The 16,508-nt window shown below is 29.0% G+C and carries 18 protein-coding genes; 10 read left to right on the plus strand and 8 right to left on the minus strand.

What is annotated here, in order from left to right; genetic code table 11:
* Genes H6553_07305 through H6553_07315 form a run of 3 tightly spaced genes read left to right on the plus strand, consistent with a single transcriptional unit; the run spans position 1 to position 2,821 of the window.
* Positions 1–900 carry an ABC transporter ATP-binding protein gene (locus H6553_07305; protein MCB9033627.1) on the plus strand — a complete coding sequence of 300 codons (900 nt, stop codon included), beginning with the start codon at positions 1–3 and terminating at the stop codon, positions 898–900.
* Between the two features lies 1 nt (position 901).
* Positions 902–2,197 carry an ABC transporter permease gene (locus H6553_07310; GenBank protein ID MCB9033628.1) on the plus strand — a complete coding sequence of 432 codons (1,296 nt, stop codon included), beginning with the start codon at positions 902–904 and terminating at the stop codon, positions 2,195–2,197.
* A gap of 9 nt (positions 2,198–2,206) precedes the next feature.
* Entirely contained in the window at positions 2,207–2,821 is a 615-nt protein-coding gene (locus H6553_07315) for a hypothetical protein (GenBank protein MCB9033629.1), read from the plus strand.
* 38 nt (positions 2,822–2,859) lie between these two features.
* Here the strand turns inward: H6553_07315 and truB are convergent, their stop codons facing one another.
* The 5 genes from truB to H6553_07340 are packed head-to-tail and all read right to left on the minus strand — an operon-like array spanning position 2,860 to position 6,827.
* The gene (truB, locus tag H6553_07320) at positions 2,860–3,561 is read right to left on the minus strand and encodes a tRNA pseudouridine(55) synthase TruB (protein MCB9033630.1); all 702 of its coding nucleotides are present in this window, start codon (positions 3,559–3,561) and stop codon (positions 2,860–2,862) included.
* Positions 3,562–4,344 carry an undecaprenyl-diphosphate phosphatase gene (locus tag H6553_07325; GenBank protein ID MCB9033631.1) on the minus strand — a complete coding sequence of 261 codons (783 nt, stop codon included), beginning with the start codon at positions 4,342–4,344 and terminating at the stop codon, positions 3,562–3,564.
* A gap of 9 nt (positions 4,345–4,353) precedes the next feature.
* Positions 4,354–4,734, minus strand: coding sequence for a DUF3098 domain-containing protein (locus H6553_07330; GenBank protein MCB9033632.1), 381 nt, complete (start codon positions 4,732–4,734; stop codon positions 4,354–4,356).
* Positions 4,735–4,744: 10 nt separating this feature from the next.
* The gene (locus H6553_07335) at positions 4,745–5,620 is read right to left on the minus strand and encodes a hypothetical protein (GenBank protein MCB9033633.1); all 876 of its coding nucleotides are present in this window, start codon (positions 5,618–5,620) and stop codon (positions 4,745–4,747) included.
* A gap of 43 nt (positions 5,621–5,663) precedes the next feature.
* Positions 5,664–6,827 carry an acyltransferase gene (locus H6553_07340; protein MCB9033634.1) on the minus strand — a complete coding sequence of 388 codons (1,164 nt, stop codon included), beginning with the start codon at positions 6,825–6,827 and terminating at the stop codon, positions 5,664–5,666.
* A gap of 65 nt (positions 6,828–6,892) precedes the next feature.
* On the opposite strand from H6553_07340, the gene H6553_07345 reads away from it, so the two are divergent.
* The 3 genes from H6553_07345 (at position 6,893) to H6553_07355 (ending at position 9,917) form a co-directional block, all read left to right on the plus strand.
* Positions 6,893–7,561 (plus strand): transglutaminase domain-containing protein, encoded by a 669-nt coding sequence (locus H6553_07345; GenBank protein ID MCB9033635.1) that lies wholly within the window; start codon positions 6,893–6,895, stop codon positions 7,559–7,561.
* Between the two features lie 72 nt (positions 7,562–7,633).
* A complete protein-coding gene (locus H6553_07350; protein MCB9033636.1) occupies positions 7,634–8,014 on the plus strand; it encodes a hypothetical protein in 381 nt (126 codons plus the stop codon).
* A 292-nt stretch (positions 8,015–8,306) separates the two neighbouring features.
* Entirely contained in the window at positions 8,307–9,917 is a 1,611-nt protein-coding gene (locus tag H6553_07355) for an IS1634 family transposase (GenBank protein ID MCB9033637.1), read from the plus strand.
* Between the two features lie 326 nt (positions 9,918–10,243).
* Here H6553_07355 and H6553_07360 read toward each other — a convergent pair whose 3' ends face one another.
* Positions 10,244–10,795 (minus strand): sterol desaturase family protein, encoded by a 552-nt coding sequence (locus tag H6553_07360; GenBank protein ID MCB9033638.1) that lies wholly within the window; start codon positions 10,793–10,795, stop codon positions 10,244–10,246.
* 100 nt (positions 10,796–10,895) lie between these two features.
* On the opposite strand from H6553_07360, the gene H6553_07365 reads away from it, so the two are divergent.
* Positions 10,896–12,044, plus strand: a complete 1,149-nt coding sequence (locus H6553_07365) for a hypothetical protein (GenBank protein ID MCB9033639.1) — start codon at positions 10,896–10,898, stop codon at positions 12,042–12,044.
* 159 nt (positions 12,045–12,203) lie between these two features.
* Positions 12,204–13,457, plus strand: a complete 1,254-nt coding sequence (locus tag H6553_07370; protein ID MCB9033640.1) for an adenylosuccinate synthase — start codon at positions 12,204–12,206, stop codon at positions 13,455–13,457.
* 12 nt (positions 13,458–13,469) lie between these two features.
* On the opposite strand, the gene H6553_07375 is transcribed toward H6553_07370, so the two are convergent.
* Both H6553_07375 and H6553_07380 read right to left on the minus strand, forming a co-directional pair.
* A complete protein-coding gene (locus H6553_07375) occupies positions 13,470–14,087 on the minus strand; it encodes a hypothetical protein (protein ID MCB9033641.1) in 618 nt (205 codons plus the stop codon).
* Positions 14,088–14,090: 3 nt separating this feature from the next.
* The gene (locus H6553_07380; protein MCB9033642.1) at positions 14,091–14,672 is read right to left on the minus strand and encodes a YihA family ribosome biogenesis GTP-binding protein; all 582 of its coding nucleotides are present in this window, start codon (positions 14,670–14,672) and stop codon (positions 14,091–14,093) included.
* A gap of 65 nt (positions 14,673–14,737) precedes the next feature.
* On the opposite strand from H6553_07380, the gene ubiE reads away from it, so the two are divergent.
* Together ubiE and H6553_07390 are read left to right on the plus strand one after the other, a co-directional pair.
* Positions 14,738–15,460, plus strand: a complete 723-nt coding sequence (gene ubiE / locus H6553_07385) for a bifunctional demethylmenaquinone methyltransferase/2-methoxy-6-polyprenyl-1,4-benzoquinol methylase UbiE (protein ID MCB9033643.1) — start codon at positions 14,738–14,740, stop codon at positions 15,458–15,460.
* Positions 15,409–16,140 carry an outer membrane beta-barrel protein gene (locus H6553_07390; protein ID MCB9033644.1) on the plus strand — a complete coding sequence of 244 codons (732 nt, stop codon included), beginning with the start codon at positions 15,409–15,411 and terminating at the stop codon, positions 16,138–16,140. Before ubiE ends, H6553_07390 begins: the two co-directional genes overlap by 52 nt.
* Positions 16,141–16,508 lie beyond the last annotated feature (368 nt).

Genomic DNA, 16,508 nt, shown 5'->3' on the forward strand with positions numbered 1-16,508 from the left:
ATGTCATTATTAAAAATAGATAAAGTATCAAAAACCTTTCAAGATAATTTGGCTTTAAACAATATTTCATTTGAAATTGAACAAGGCAAAATTTATGGTTTATTAGGTCCAAATGGTGCAGGAAAAACAACATTGATTAGACACATTACACAGATTTTTCTACCAGACGAAGGTCAGCTGTTCTACAATGGAGAAAAATTACAAGCCAAACACATCAACGAAATTGGATACATGCCAGAAGAAAGAGGTTTGTACAAAAAAATGAAAGTTGGTGAGCACTTACTTTATTTAGCACGATTAAGAGGTTTGGATAATGCTACTGCAAAACAAAAAATAGATTTTTATATTCATAAGTTTGATATTGAATCGTGGTGGAATAAAGAAGTAGGCGAACTATCTAAAGGTATGCAACAGAAAATTCAGTTTATTGCAACGGTTTTGCATCAACCTAAATTACTCATTTTAGATGAACCTTTTTCTGGATTAGATCCTGTGAATGCTCAAATTATTAAAGAAGAAATTTTCAACTTACACAATCAAGGAATGACGATTATTTTCTCTACACACCGAATGGAAAATGTAGAAGAAATTTGCGAAGAAATTATACTAATCAACAAAGGCAATATTTTAATTGATGGAAAAGTAAAAGACATCAAAGAAAAATATAAAGAAAATAAGTATAAATTAGAATTCTATGATAATGTGGTTATGCCAGAAAATATTTCACAACAATATCAATACACCAATAACAGCGAAACAGATTATGTTTTTACGCTACAAGAAAATCAACAACCAAACGAGTTGCTAAAATTAGTGTTACAAAACAATTTGCCTTTAAAAGCATTTCAAGAAATTTTGCCAAGCATCAATGAAATTTTTATAAAAACAGTCAATCAATAATATGCAAAAAGTACTCTATATCATTGCACGAGAATACATGACACGAGTTCGTAAAAAATCGTTCATTATTCTTACACTGTTAATGCCATTACTTATTGGTGCATTTTTAGTCGCTACTGTTTTAATTGCTACTAACGGAAAGCAAGAAACCAATATTCTAGTAAAAGACGATAGCAATTTATTTGCCGATAAATTTAGAGGTTTAGATGACGACAATATTCACTACGATTATTTGATGAACAATACTTCTTTAGATGCTTTAAAGAAAACATATAACGAAGATTATGATATATTATTATACATACCAAAAATAGATTTAGACAGACCGAATGGTATTACCATTTATGCAGAAAAAGAATTAGGTGGAAATATTGAAAATACGATTGAAGATGCTTTAACAGAACAAATAAAAAATATTGTACTACTAAGAGAAAATTATAATGTAGAGTTGATAGACAAACTCAATCAAACAGTTACTATAGAAAAAGTAATTAACGACAAACAACAATTTGGTAGGTCGTCTTTAGCTGGAGGAATTGGTTATATATGTGGTTTTTTAATTTATATATTTCTACTCGTTTATGGTTCTATGGTTTTAAAAGGTGTAACCGAAGAAAAAACAAATAGAATTATAGAAGTTTTAGTTACTTCTGTAAAACCATTTCAACTCATGATGGGAAAAATTATAGGTATTGGTGCAGTTGGATTAACACAATTTGTACTTTGGGGAATTTTGAGTTTTATTGTTCAGTTTGTTGTAGGTTTAATTTTTGCTGACCAAATGACTGCAATGCAAAGTATGCAACAATCGCAAGCCAGTAGTTCAGAAGTAGTAAGTATAATGAACGATTTAAGTTTAGCATTTAAAGATTTAGATATTTTTAGAATAATTTTTAGTTTTATATTTTATTTTATCTTTGGATATTTTTTCTACGCAGCACAATTCGCAGCTATTGGTGCAGCAGTAACAGACGACAGCGACGCACAATCGTTTACTTTTCCGCTAATGATTCCTATAATGATTTCTATCGTATTAATGTCAGTTACACTAGAACAACCATTTGGAGCCGCAGCAAAATGGGGAAGTATGTTACCATTTTCATCGCCAATAATAATGATGTCTCGTATTCCATTTAAAGTAGAATGGTGGCAACAAATTATTTCAATGTTAATATTAGTTGTTGCTTGTATTGCCATAACAGCACTAGCAGCAAGAATTTACAGAATAGGAATTTTAATACAAGGCAAAAAAGTGTCGTTTAAAGAAATAGGCAAATGGATTTTTATGAAAGTATAATATTGAATTATGCAGATAGAGTTTAAACTTATACACTACGATAAACCTATAAAAAATTTAGATTCTACAATATATTCTCAATTAATGGTTATAGCAATTTGTGTTCCTTTATTAATTGCTTCCATGCTTTTGCTTGATAAAAATAATTTTGGGTATATAATGCTCTCTTTATTTGCATTAGTATTTTTTCTTCATTTTATTTATGATAAATATATACGAACATTATTTTCAGATTGGGTTAAAAAAGAAGATATTATAGGAAAATTAGTTTGTAATAGTAATACAATTACAGTAAAAGAAAATCAAAAAAAGGAAGTAGTAATTCCTTTAACTTCAATAAAAGAAATGACACTCTATTACAATTATTATCAAGGTGCAAACTATTATAGACAACCAATATACAATGGTTTGGCTCAACTTGATATTTATTTAAATGATGACAATAAACAATCATACATATTTCTAATTAAAGATAAAGTAGTTTATAATAATTTTAAAACTTTACTGAATAGTTGGTATAGTATTACTTCTATGAAGGAATTCTTTGGCAATGAGAAAATTAGAACTATGCAACTTAACTTCAATCCAAAATATAGTGATTTTCAGAAAGTGAGAAATAAATGAAAGATATAACTGTTAATGCAAGTAAATTGGTTCTATTTCTATTGTTCCTTTGCCAAATACACTCTAATACTATCTATGCATTCATTAATAGTCATTGCGTTTTCAATAGCATAATTGCCAATGGCTGTTCTACGAAGTGATGCTAAATATGCTCCACTGTTCAATTTTTTACCAAAATCGTTGGCAATGCTTCTTATATAAGTGCCTTTACTGCATTCAATTTTAAATTCAACTAAAGGCATTGCAATATTGGTAATTTCAAAGTTGTAAATATTAATTTGTTTAGATTTTACTATAACAGTTTCGTCATTTCTAGCGTAATCGTATGCTCTTTTACCATCAATTTTTACAGCAGAATGTATTGGTGGTGTTTGTTCTTGTTTTCCAATAAAAGCTTGTGCTGTGTTATAAATTAATTCATCAGTAATGTGTGTTGTAGAAAATGTTTGGTCTACTGCTTGTTCTGTATCGAAACATGGTGTAGTAGCTCCAATAAAAAAACTACCAGTATATATTTTTCTTTCGTCTTGTATAAACTGAATTTGCTTCGTCATTTTTCCAGTGCATACAATTAATAGTCCAGTTGCTTTTGGATCGAGTGTGCCTGCATGACCAACTTTTAGTTTCTTATAGTGTTTTTTTAGTGCGTATTTAATTTTATTGACAATGTCAAATGATGTCCAATCTAATGGTTTGTCAATTAGTAAAACTTCGCCTTCTACAAACTGAAATTGTTTCATTTATTGGAGTACTAAAATGGCAATAATAATTAAGCCAATGATGATTCTATAATATCCAAAGAGTTTAAATCCGTTTTTTTGTAAGTAAGCAATAAAGAATTTGATAGCCAACATGGCAACTATAAAAGCTACAATATTGCCAATTGCTAAAATAATCCATTGTTGCTGTGTAATGGAAATTCCTGCTTGATAATAATCTAATGATTTTTTTGCGGTAGCTGCAAACATAGTTGGTACTGCTAAAAAGAAAGAATATTCTGCTGCTAGTGAACGACTTAATTTTTGTTGCATACCACCAACAATTGTAGCCGCACTTCTACTTACGCCAGGAATCATTGCTAGTACTTGAAAACAACCTATTACAAATGCATTTTTATACTGTATGTCTTTTTCTTCAATAATTTTTGCTTGATTAAATATTTTATCAACAAATAATAAAAAAACACCACCAATAAATAACATAATACCAACAGTTAATGGACTTTCTAACAGTGCATCAATTTGGTCGGAAAATAAAACACCACAAATAGCTGCTGGTATAAACGATACGAACAACTTAATGTAAAAACTGATTTCTTTAAAGTTGACAAATTTCTTCCAATATAAAACTACTACAGAAAGTATAGCACCAAGTTGAATACATATTTCAAAAAACTTAGTAAAACTATCTTCTTCAATTCCCATTATAGAAGAAGCAATAATCATGTGTCCTGTAGAAGAAATAGGTAAAAACTCGGTAATGCCTTCTACAATTGCTAAAATAATAGCATGCAAAATATCCATAAATATGTATTAAGCTTCAACAGTTTCTTGATGGGTAACTGTGTTTGGTTTTTTAAGAATACCAACAACAATGGTAATAAATCCTAAGATAATAGTAATTGGAGCTACGGTTATTCTTCTAGTAGAATAAATTTCTGCTTCATTAAATACTTTTGGGTCAGTATTGCCACCACTCATTAAAATAAATCCAATTAATACTAGTGCAAAACCAGCAATCATTAAAATATAGTTGGTCTTGTTAAAGAGTAAATCTTTATTTTGACTTTTTATACTGCTTGTTCTTCTTGAAATTGTAGCTTTTGGAGTGCTTACACTAGCAACTGTTTCAGTAGTTGGATGAATTTTTGATTGTTGATGTGCTCCTTTATGTTTATTGCCTTTTTTTGCCATGATTGATTGTTTAATATAAATCTTCTAATTTAACATGCAGATATTTTCTTACTGCAAAATAAGTACTTATTGTTGATATTATTATTCCTAATAGTAACAAAGTTAATGCAATTATTCCAAAAACAATATAATCTTGCTGTGTTGGTACATAGTTTAGTTTAATATTGGCAAGAAATAACAGTCCAAATAAACCAATATTGGCAATAATTGCTGATATAATTCCAGAGCCAACCGATTTTTTAAGAAATGGCTTAACAATAAACCATTCTGTAGCACCAATTAACTGCATGGTTCTAATAGAAAATCGTTGTGCATACATCATTAATCGAATAGTGGTATCTATAATGAAGAAAGCAATAAGTAGTAGTAAAATACTAATAACAGCAATGCCAATAGCAATTGGTTGTATGGTTTTGCCTAGCATTTCTACTATGTTTTGTTGATAAAAAACTTCTTCCACACCATCTACACTTAAAAATTTAGATTCTACATCTTTTAAAAAAGTTTCGTTGGTATAATCGGCTTTTAAGTTAACTACATAAGCATCGTACAAAGGATTAAAACCAAGAATCTCAACAAAATTTTGACCAATATCTTTAGCAAATTTTTCGGCTGCTACAGATTTATCAATGTATTTGTAGTGTGCAATAAATTCTTGCGATTTTAAAAATTCTTCAATCTTAACTTTTCCAATACTATCAACTTCTTTTTTTAAGACCAATTCTATTTCTACACTTTCTTTAATCTTGGTAAACGACTGTTGAGAAAAGTATATAATCAATGCTAATAATCCTACAATAAATAAATTAAGTGTAATACTAATAATAGCATAAACAAAATTTGGTTTTTGCTTTTTTATTGGCTTCACATTGTTTGATGTTGACATGAGTTCACGAAAATAAATAATTCTTTTTGTATACGATAATGCATTAATGTTTATTAGGAAAATATTTATCACGATATGTTAATATCCGAAGTTCAAAGAAATGATAAAGCAAGTAAGAAGCTGTATAAAGTACTGAATAGTATATTGTTATAGCAATTAATGCACTACTAATAGTACTTGGTACTTTCAACAGATATCTAAAAAGTAGAAAATAGATTGGAATATTTAGCAAATACATAGCATACGATATTTTTGCAGTAGTAGTAAAAAATAAATGAATAAATTTGTGTTTTGTAGTACTTAAATTTTCCATCAAAGGAAAAATACAAGCAATACCAATACCTAGAATACTTAGCCAAAATATATTACAATAATGGTAAACGATTGTGTTATGATGATAACCATAAAAATTATGCTGATATGCTAAATAGTAAAATCCAACAATACTTGAAGTAACAATAGCTATTCCAATAAAAAAGAGCAGCTTTTTATTTCGGTGCCAAAAATTAGAATAGTGTAATTGAACAAAATAACACAAAATACCAATAGCTAAATTGTCAAATCGTAGCAGTACAATTTTTCTAAAGTATTCATCGAAATTGTTATAGTGAAAATGAAAAGCGTAAAAAACTTTAACACTAAAGCTAATTGCAATTAAAACTAAACAAGTTATTAGCATAGCTCTTTTTAATGATTGATTAAGTTTTATTAATATAAATAATAATATTGGAAGTAGTATATAAAACCATTCTTCTATGGCTAAACTCCATGCTTCTTTAAAAAATACAGGATGTGGTTGCCAAATGTTTTGTAAGAAAAATAAGTAACGCCAATCAAAATTAAAGTATTTTAAAATAAATATAAATAAAATGATATTAATAATTAATAGCAAATAATAATTAGGAAGCGTTCTTAACCATCGTCTTATCCAAAAAGAAAAAATAGTATTGAACTTAAAATCTTTCCTTAAAAAATAATGATATATTATTTTACTAATTAAATATCCACTCAGTACAAAAAATAACTCCACGCCAACAAAAGCTAAAATTTGAGCAATGGCTAATAATTTTCCCATAAAAATTCTAAACACAGGAATTTTAATTAGTGGATTAAATATTGTGGCTGCATGACCAAAAACTACAAAGAGAATGGCTATACTTCTTACAATATCCAATCCAAATTTTCTATGTGTTTGATGTTTTTCCAAATTAAGTTTTCGTGATGACTAATTACTTACGACATAAATTTAAGGATATGCTGTAATTTAGTAAAATGAAAAATGCACCTTTTGGAATAGACATTTATTTACAACCTACTTATTTTGTAGATAGCGACCATCCAGATATTGTTAGATATACCAAAAATATAGTACAACAAGAACGAGATAAAACCAAACAAGCCATCTTAATTTACAATGCTGTGCGAGACCAATTTAGATACAATCCGTACAATATTTCCTTGCAACACAAAGCATTAAAGGCAAGTAATCTATTAAATAGAGAAAAGAAAGAAGGATATTGTATTGAAAAAGCATGTCTGCTAAATGCTTGTTTAAGAACTGTTGATATTCCATCTAGATTTAGATTTTTTAATGTACGCAACCATATTGGCGTAGAAAAATTTATAGATGTAATTAAAACAGATGTATTGGTTTTTCACGCTTGTTCTGAAATTTATTTGAATGAAAATTGGATAAAGGCAACACCAGCTTTTAATAAAGCATTGTGCGATAAATTAGGTGTTGCTCCACTAGAATTTAATGGTATTGACGACTCGATGTTTCAAGAATACAGCAACGATGGAAAAACTGAGTTCATGGAGTATCTAAAAGATTATGGCACTTTTCATGATGTACCACACGATATGTTTGTAATGAAACTACAAGAATATTATCCGCATTTCTTCAAAAAAGAAGATGACGATAAATGCATGATTAAATAAATGCTTATTAAAAACTGATAAAAATTATATTTTTTATTGATTGAATTTAATACTTTTGGAAAAAATATAAAAATGGAAAAGAAATATTTATCAGAATTACACAGTGAGCATCAAGTTTGGTTAAACGCATTAAAGTTTTACGAAGACGATATTAAAATCTTAAAAGACAGATTAGGAGAAGTATCTGTAAAAAATACAGCAAATGATATTAATGCAATTGTAGAAAGATTTCAAAATAAATTAATTATTCAAAAAGACGAGCTAGATAAATTAAAGCACGAAATAAATTTGCACGAGCAAGAAATTGAACAAAATGTAAAAGATAATCCAGTAGCAAGCGACCACAGAAAATTAGATGACCACAGTAATTTAAGAGATAGAATGGATACTTTTGAATTACTCATCAATAACCTAAGAAAAGACATGGTACTTTTCTTTGCTAAATGGATGTAAGATTTGTAGTAAGATTTTGTTTCTAATATTGCAAAAGTTGCATCTTATTAGTGCTTGATAATTTAGAAGCAAAATAAAAATCATCTTTTTTACATTTCTTAATGGTTCTTAGAATATTATACTGGTTGGTTTTTTAGCTAACCAGTTTTTTCTCGAGTTTGACACCTTTTCATAAAATATGACTGAGAACGCCTTATTTTATTGAGTTTTGTTTTTATTTTTTCAAATTTGTAGTGAGCCGATTTTTTTTTGGTTGCTTTTATAATTAGTTTATCCGCTCTATTTTTGCAGTATGTCATTTTTGCGGATAGAGAAAAAATCATCAGGCACGTATTTGCGTATCTTAGAAAGCTATCGAAATGATGAGGGCAAATCAAAGCACAAAATATTACACACACTTGGCAAAGTAGAAGATTATAAACCAGCCCAATTGCGAGCCATCGGTATCCAATTATTTGAGTTAGGTGGTGGCGAAGTAAAGGCATTGCTAACTAGCGATTTGTTAGAATTAGGCAGATACAATTATGGCTATCAATACCTCTACCAAAAAGTATTACAGCATTATGGTTTGCAAGATGTGTTTCGCAGAATAGCCTCAAAAAACAAACTACAATTTAATTTTTCGGATGCTGTTTTGTTGATGCTTTTAGAGCGATTACAAGATCCGTGTAGTAAACATCAAAATTATCTACATCAGTCGGAATATCTTAATTTGCCTACTGTTTCGCTACATCACTTGTATCGAACTTTAGATAAATTAGCCGACAATCAATCGCTCATTCAACAACAAATTTTCCAAACAGGCAGAGATTTATTTAATCAAAAATTGGATGTTGTATTTTATGATGTAACCACTTTGTATTTTGAAAGTGAAGTAGAACAACAAGGCAAACTTAGGCAAAAAGGATTTAGTAAAGATGGCAAAATAGGAAACACACAAATCTTGTTTTGTATGCTCATAGATACTGATAAAAATCCGATTGGTTATCAAATTTTTGAAGGCAATACCTACGAAGGACATACTTTTGAAAAAGCATTAATCGATTTAAAAAAACAATATCAAATAGAAAAAATAATTATGGTAGCAGATAGAGGTATGTTATCGAAACATAACATCGAAATTACCAAAAACAATGGCTACGAATTTATACTTGGCGAACGCATCAAAAGTTTACCTAAAACATTACAAACCGAGCTTACCGATTTAGCTTCTTTTACCAAACAATGGATATACCATGATACAACTGGCGAAGCCATTGTAATTACATATAAAACCGTAGAACACGATGGTAAAACAATCATCGTAACACACAGCCAAAAACGAGCAAAAAAAGACAAACAAGATAGAGAAGACAAAGAAGCTACAGCTAAAATACTATTAAAAAATACAGCTCTAATTACCAAAAAAGCAAGTAGGTTTTATATACAACAAAACCCAAAAGGCAGCTATGAACTGAATGAACAAAAACTAATAAACGATGCAAAGTACGATGGCATTTTGGCTATTAGCACCAACAACAAAACCCTTACAGCAACACAAGTATTAGAACAATACAAACAACTTTATAAAATAGAACACACCTTTAGAACCTTTAAAGCACACTTAGAAATAAGACCCATGTTTCATTGGACAGACAAACGAATTAAAGGACATATTTGTTTATGCTATATCGCTTATACACTATTAAACTACACACTACAAAGAACCAATAAAAGCGGACTAAAACTCACAGAGAATACGCTAAGAACTACGCTAAATAAAATGCAAGTAAGCTTGTTACAACACAATAAAGAGCAAATCTATGTACGTTCAAGACCAACAGAAAACGAAATTGCACTTCAAAGAGCAATAGGTTTAATGCCATTACAACCCATCATTCCAAAAGACAAACTAACACTATAAAATCCAATTTGTAGTGAGCCAATCCAATAACACTATTGTTGATAATCAATTAATTAACTCAATATCGTGTCAAACTTGAGAATGGATACTTTTGAATTACTCATCAATAACCTAAGAAAAGACATGGTACTTTTCTTTGCTAAATGGATGTAAGATTTGTAGTAAGATTTTGTTTCTAATATTGCAAAAGTTGCATCTTATTAGTGCTTGATAATTTAGAAGCAAAATAAAAATCATCTTTTTTACATTTCTTAATGGTTCTTAGAATATTATACTGGTTGGTTTTTTAGCTAACCAGTTTTTTTATATAAAGAGAGATAAGCTTTTTAGTTTTCACTCATATTAATATTTATTTTGCTAGCTTTAACCGCTTCTTTTCTAGCTCTTCTCGCAATATCTAATTTTTCTCTTTCAGTACCAATATATCGTACTCTTGTTCCCATTACATGATCCCATAAAGGAAAAGTTACACACCAATTTTGGTCTTGGTCTGGTGCCATATGATGATCATAATGCCATGGTAAATATTTATAACCCCATTCAGGATCTAAGTGCGATTTTTTGTGTACTCTATAATAGTTATACTGTGATAACCATAATGCAGAAACAAATCCTGGTGCTACTGGAAAAAATGGAGCAACAGCAACTGCTGCAACAGCTAGTGAAGCAACTTCTTTACTCTGTGGATTCCAAGCTGCAAATATATTTTGTTTATAATCAGAGTCTTCATAATTTTCTTTTAAAACAGTTCTATGATGTACTGCCCAATGAAATCTCCAAAAACTGGCTTTCTTTTTACCTTGTCCGTGTAAAACATACTTATGAAAATACCATTCAAAAGCATTTGCTGTAATTAATCCTGAAATAAACCCAAACATATTTTTATTTTTCAACATTAAATTATTAAAAAGAAAGCATATCACAAAACATTTTGCTTGAAAATTCATTTAGTATAATTAATTACTTTTGCCACCGTAGATGAAAATTAAGTTAAAGGGAAATATAGAAACCGTTTGTTATAAATCTATAGATGAAATTGATAAAGTAATTTGGAATCAGTTTGTAAGTAATGATGATTTTTATAAAAAATATGAATTTATTCAATTAATAGCATCAACACAAACACAAATTCAACATCGGTTTGTACAATTGTATCAAAATAATAGTACTATTGGATTCTTATACTTTCAACAAATTGCTTTAGATGGAAAAGATATTTTTGAATTTATTAATAACAATACTTCATCAATAAAAAGATTCTTACAGAAAAGATATGAAAAAAACGCTATTAATATTTTAAATTTAGGCAATGTTTTTTTTACTGGAGATAATGGTATAATATCTGCACAAGAAACAATAATTTATCCACTGCTCAACAAAATTTTTAAATGCGTTTGTAAAACATTCGACTGTAAAATACACAGCTTTGTAATTGGAGATACGCCAAGTGTTTTAACAGAAAATTCTTGTGGCTTTAGTTTTAAACAGTTTTATACAGAACCAGATATGCAGTTAACGCTACAAGCAAATTGGCTTTGTTTTGATGACTATTTACAAGCACTAACTTCTAAGTATAGAGTAAGAACTAAAAAAGTATTGAAAGGTAGCAGTCAAATTATATCAAAAGATTTTACTTATGAAGCAATTGTTGCCTATCAAAATGAAATTCAAGCATTGTATGATAATGTAATGCAACAAACTAATTTTAAATTAACGACTCTTAATACAGCAATGTATAGCGAGTTAAGTAAGTTGTACGAAAATAAATTGGTATTCAAAGCTTATTTCCTAGAAGACAAATTAGTTGGTTTTGCAGTTATTTTTCTATGTCTATCTAATACGATGCATATACATTATATAGGGTTGAATTATGAAGTCAATAACGATTATAAATTATATAATAGAATGTTATTAGATTTTGTACACTTAGCAATTGATAAAAGATATAGTAAAATTCATTTTGGTAGAACTGCTACAGAAATAAAATCTACGATAGGAGCAGAGCCAATTCCATTAAATGCATTTGTAAAATTAAATTCATGGTTTAATATTGTTTTAAAATATGCCTATCAACCTAATATGGAATCAAACTATACCATTCGTCATCCATTTAAAAATGAGATGTAAGGATAATTAGAGTTTTAAGTGTAGTAACAAAAAATCATACGATAACGAACATGATTTAGGAGTAAGACATACTATGATAGTGTATTTGTTGATAAACATAATGTCTTATTAAACTATTCTTCCTTAGAAATTTACTAATTTTAGTGCTTAAGAAATTTTATGAAAGTAGATGTAATTTTAGGTTTGCAATGGGGCGATGAAGGTAAAGGAAAAATTGTAGATTATTTAGCAGACCAATACGATATTATTGCAAGGTTTCAAGGTGGACCAAATGCTGGACACACTTTAGTAATTGATGGAAAAAAGTTTGTATTACACACCATTCCATCTGGAATTTTTAGAGCCGACAAACTCAACTATATTGGTAATGGCGTAGTGATTGACCCAATTACTATCATCAAAGAAATTCATGGACTAGAACAAAATGGTGTTAATGTTAAAGATAGATTGGTTATTTCTAAAAGAGCTAATTTAATTTTACCTACACATAGAGTGCTCGATGCAGCTTCAGAAGCAGCTAAAGGCACAGCTAAAATTGGTTCTACACTAAAAGGAATTGGACCAACTTACATGGATAAAACTGGTAGAAATGGTTTGCGAATAGGTGATATTTTATCCGATAATTTTCTAGAAAAATATAATCAGTTAAAAGAAAAACATATCCAATTAATAGATGTGTATAGTTTTGACTACGACATTACTGAAGATGAAAAACGATTTTTTGAAGCTGTTGAACTATTGAAAAACTATAAACAAGTGGAGTCGGTTTACTTTATTAATAATGCACTTCAACAAGGCAAAAGAATTTTAGCAGAAGGTGCTCAAGGTTCTATGCTAGATATAGATTTTGGTACTTATCCATTTGTAACTTCTTCAAATACGATTACTGCTGCAGTGTGTACAGGATTAGGTGTTGCTCCAAGTACTATTGGTTCAGTTATAGGTATTACAAAAGCGTATTGTACTCGAGTTGGTAGTGGTCCTTTTCCTACAGAGTTAAACGATGCAGTAGGAGAGCAGCTTAGAAAAATTGGTGGTGAATTTGGTGCTACTACTGGCAGACCAAGAAGATGTGGTTGGATTGATTTGCCTGCACTTAAATATACTTGCATAATTAATGGCGTTACCGATTTAGTGATTACCAAGGCAGATGTATTGAATAGTTTTAACGAATTTGGAGTGTGTACCAGTTATGAAATGAATGGAACAACTACCAATGAATTGCCTTTTTCATTAGAAGAACAAGGCATCAAACCAGTAGTACAAAATTTTGCTTCTTGGGGAAATATCAACAGAGAAGAACCAATTAACGAAGCATTAAAAACTTATGTCGAGTTTATAGAAAACTACTTGAATGTAAAAGTGAAATTTGTATCTAACGGACCAGAACGAGAAGCACTAATAGCGTTATAGTCCCAAGCAGCTTCACTCCATATTCAAATAATTATATTCACTAGGGATATCAACACCTTTAAATTTGTTGGTTTGTCCGTAAAAAATAAGTAGTGTTAAAATAATTCCAATAACAATAATTAATTTCGATTGATTTATTGGATGTACTCCTAGAATATTTTTTGTCATCTTTTTACTATGAATAGAAGCAATGTGTCCAAAAAAAGATAAAATAGCCAATGCATAATATGGAATAAAAAACAAATACAAAGGAAATATATTTAAACCAGCTGCACCAAAATAAAAATTAGTATCTAAGTGCATGATGTATCTTCCAGAAAGTATTGCACTTAAATGAATCATAAAAAATATAGCTAAATATAAACCAGTGTAAATTTGTAATTTATCAAAAAATGAAACTGCTGTTTTTCTATTCCGTTTAAAAAGTTTTATTCCTGTATAAATTTGAATAACTATAGTCATCAACAAGATACTTTCAATAATAAAGTTTCTATAGAACAACCTTAGTTGTTTCATTAAAGTAATACTATCATCAATACCAACAGTACTAAAAGCATGATTAAATAAATGTAATACAATAAACAGTGTAATGACAATTCCAGAAAAATAATGTACTTGTCTAATTTTCATATATTAAATATATTGCTGTATAAATTCATTAATTACTTGTTGTCCAATTTTATTTTTAGCAGATGTAGTAAAATGTTGTGGTACTGTTTCCCAATTTTCTGCTAATATTTTTTCAAATGCTTCTATGTTGTACTGAATTTTTCCTTTAGTATTTTTGTCAGATTTTGTAAAGATGATAATAAACGGAATGCCTTTTTCGCCTAAGTAATTAGCAAAGTCAATATCTATTTGTTGTGGTGGAATAGAACTATCAATCAATAAAAAAACACAGTATAATTTAGAACTATTTTCTATATAATCTTTAATCATTTTTTCTAAACTAGCTCTGTGCTTTTTTGACAATTTAGCATAGCCATAACCAGGTAAATCTACTAAGTGCCAATGTTTATTAATCTCAAAATAATTAATCATTTGTGTTTTTCCTGGCGTAGAAGAAACTTTTGCTAGGTCTTTTCGTTGCGTAATTAAATTAATTAAAGAAGACTTTCCTACATTACTTCTACCAATAAAAGCAAATTCTGGCAGTGTTTGAATCGACTTCTCTATTGATGGAAAAGAACCTATAAATTGTGCTTCTTGTATCATACCATTAATTTAAACTAATTTATTGCTACAAATTTAACATTAATCGTACTTTTGCAATGAAAATAATGGAAAAAGAAATTAAACCATATAATACTGCTGCTGGAAAAAAAGAAGAAGTTACTAATATGTTCAATAATGTAGCAGGAACTTACGATTTTTTGAATCATTTTCTATCATTAGGTATTGATAATTTATGGCGAAAAAAGCTAGTAAAACTAATGAAACAACAGCAACCTAAACAAATTTTAGATGTTGCTACAGGCACAGCCGATTTAGCTTTGGCAATGCTTAAACTTAATCCAGAAAAAATTACTGGTATCGATATTTCTGAAAATATGTTGGCTGTTGGAAAAAAGAAATTACAAGAAAAAAATATTAATAATATTGAACTTTTTCAAGCAGATAGCGAAAATTTACCATTCGATATCAATTCATTCGATGCTGTTTCTGTTAGTTTTGGCGTACGAAACTTTGAAAATCTTATTGTAGGTTTAGGCGAAATGAGAAGAGTACTAAAAGATGGTGGCAAAGCATATATACTAGAATTTTCTAAACCAAAGAACAGATTTATTAGAGCCATATACTTTTTTTACTTTTGTAGCGTTTTACCTTTTATAGGAAAAATTATTTCAAAAGATAAAAACGCATACTCATACTTACCAGAATCAGTTAAAAACTTTCCTGATGGCAAGAAATTTGTAGAGTTACTTCAATATTGTAATTATAAAAACATTCAATGCATACCATTAACATTTGGCATAAGCACCATATACATAGCAGAAAAGTAATTGTTTTTATAGCAATATTATTTCTGTCAGTTGCATCTTTTGCACAAAAGTATGCTTATGAAAATGACATGAAGTTTGCTAAAAAACCATATCACTTTGGTATTCATTTAGCTACAAATTATAGTGATTTCAGAATTCGTCATAGCGAAGCTTTTGCTACTAGCGATAGTGTTGCAGCTGTTGGCTCTGATTATAAAATTGGTTTTGAAATTGGTGCTTTATTTAGTTGGCATATCAATAAGTATGTAGAAGTAAGAACACTACCAACCTTTGTTTTTGCTGATAAAAACCTAAACTATCAATTTACAGACGAAACAAGAACAGATTTAAAAATATCTCAGATTTATTACGAAATGCCTTTTGAAATGAAATTCAAATCAGAAGCCATAAAAAACTTTAAAGTATACTTAGTTGGTGGATTGAAATATGGTTACGACTTGGGTGCTAATTTAAAGAATAGAAAGTTTATAGATTTACCAAAACAAAAAGCACACGATTTAGCAGCTAATTATGGTTTTGGATTCGAGTTCCATTTTCCATTCTTTATACTTAGTCCAGAATTTAAAGTATCTAACTCATTGTTAAATATGCACATCAATAACGATGCCTTAATTTATAGCAAAATGATTAACCGACTAGGCAATAGATCTTTCCAATTCTCCATTAATTTTGAAGGTTAAATATATACTTATTCGTCATCCTATGTTTGTATAAATAATTAAATTAGTAGAAATTATTAACAGGAAAAGTAAAGGGTAAAGAGTAAGATTTTAGTTTGTCATTAGTCAAAAAGACCGTTCGCAATGTTAATCCCTTTACCCATCCTATGTTTGTATAAATAATTAAATTAGTAGAAATTATTAACAGGAAAAGTAAAGGGTAAAGAGTAAGATTTTAGTTTGTCATTAGTCAAAAAGACCGTTCGCAATGTTAATCCCTTTACCCATCCTATGTTTGTATAAATAATTAAATTAGTAGAAATTATTAACAGGAAAAGTAAAGGGTAAAGAGTAAGATTTTAGTTTGTCATTAGTCAAAAAGACCGTTC

The sequence above is a fragment of the Chitinophagales bacterium genome (assembly GCA_020636535.1).
In the GTDB taxonomy this organism is placed as follows: Bacteria; Bacteroidota; Bacteroidia; order Chitinophagales; family JADIYW01; genus JADJSS01.

Coding starts and splice junctions, on each gene's coding strand:
- H6553_07305 (MCB9033627.1), top strand. CDS start 1: ATGTCATTATTAAAAATAGATAAAGTATCAAAAACCTTTCAAGATAAT.
- H6553_07310 (MCB9033628.1), top strand. CDS start 902: ATGCAAAAAGTACTCTATATCATTGCACGAGAATACATGACACGAGTT.
- H6553_07315 (MCB9033629.1), top strand. CDS start 2,207: ATGCAGATAGAGTTTAAACTTATACACTACGATAAACCTATAAAAAAT.
- truB (MCB9033630.1), bottom strand. CDS start 3,561: ATGAAACAATTTCAGTTTGTAGAAGGCGAAGTTTTACTAATTGACAAA.
- H6553_07325 (MCB9033631.1), bottom strand. CDS start 4,344: ATGGATATTTTGCATGCTATTATTTTAGCAATTGTAGAAGGCATTACC.
- H6553_07330 (MCB9033632.1), bottom strand. CDS start 4,734: ATGGCAAAAAAAGGCAATAAACATAAAGGAGCACATCAACAATCAAAA.
- H6553_07335 (MCB9033633.1), bottom strand. CDS start 5,620: ATGTCAACATCAAACAATGTGAAGCCAATAAAAAAGCAAAAACCAAAT.
- H6553_07345 (MCB9033635.1), top strand. CDS start 6,893: ATGAAAAATGCACCTTTTGGAATAGACATTTATTTACAACCTACTTAT.
- H6553_07350 (MCB9033636.1), top strand. CDS start 7,634: ATGGAAAAGAAATATTTATCAGAATTACACAGTGAGCATCAAGTTTGG.
- H6553_07355 (MCB9033637.1), top strand. CDS start 8,307: ATGTCATTTTTGCGGATAGAGAAAAAATCATCAGGCACGTATTTGCGT.
- H6553_07360 (MCB9033638.1), bottom strand. CDS start 10,795: ATGTTTGGGTTTATTTCAGGATTAATTACAGCAAATGCTTTTGAATGG.
- H6553_07365 (MCB9033639.1), top strand. CDS start 10,896: ATGAAAATTAAGTTAAAGGGAAATATAGAAACCGTTTGTTATAAATCT.
- H6553_07370 (MCB9033640.1), top strand. CDS start 12,204: ATGAAAGTAGATGTAATTTTAGGTTTGCAATGGGGCGATGAAGGTAAA.
- H6553_07375 (MCB9033641.1), bottom strand. CDS start 14,087: ATGAAAATTAGACAAGTACATTATTTTTCTGGAATTGTCATTACACTG.
- H6553_07380 (MCB9033642.1), bottom strand. CDS start 14,672: ATGATACAAGAAGCACAATTTATAGGTTCTTTTCCATCAATAGAGAAG.
- ubiE (MCB9033643.1), top strand. CDS start 14,738: ATGGAAAAAGAAATTAAACCATATAATACTGCTGCTGGAAAAAAAGAA.
- H6553_07390 (MCB9033644.1), top strand. CDS start 15,409: ATGCATACCATTAACATTTGGCATAAGCACCATATACATAGCAGAAAA.